Origin of the sequence: Colwellia sp. BRX8-9, assembly GCF_014077245.1 — a bacterium.
In the GTDB taxonomy this organism is placed as follows: Bacteria; Pseudomonadota; Gammaproteobacteria; order Enterobacterales; family Alteromonadaceae; genus Colwellia_A.
On the sequence record NZ_JACGVN010000057.1, the window covers coordinates 1 to 459 of the forward strand.

The window sequence follows — 459 nt, forward strand, 5'->3', positions numbered from 1 at the left end:
GTAACAAGGTAACCCTAGGGGAACCTGGGGTTGGATCACCTCCTTATCTTGAAGTAAAAACAGTTTAATGGAAGCTTCGGTTTCACGAGTGTCTACACAAATTACATGATAACAAATTAGAAGAAGAAAGCCCTTGGGCTTGCTAATAAGATAGGTCTGTAGCTCAGCTGGTTAGAGCGCACCCCTGATAAGGGTGAGGTCGGCAGTTCAAGTCTGCCCAGACCTACCAATTCATACACTGAATTGATTAATCTTCTTCATTAAAGAAAAGACCAAATTAAGGTTTACTTTCGTCATACTGAATGTTTTTCAGTGTTTTGTGAGTGAATATTAATTTGGTTTTTTAAACCACGTTTTTAACCGAATGCGCGTTAAGAATGAGTTCTTTAACAATCTGGAAAGCTGATATAAATAAGATATTTATAAAGCAATGAACGGTGTCGCGCTGTGATTTGCACA

The 459-nt window shown here is 38.3% G+C and carries 1 tRNA gene; it reads left to right on the plus strand.

Features of this window, described 5'->3' with window-relative positions:
* Positions 1-152: 152 nt before the first annotated feature.
* Positions 153-229 (plus strand) — tRNA-Ile (locus tag H4J70_RS20250).
* Positions 230-459: the final 230 nt, after the last annotated feature.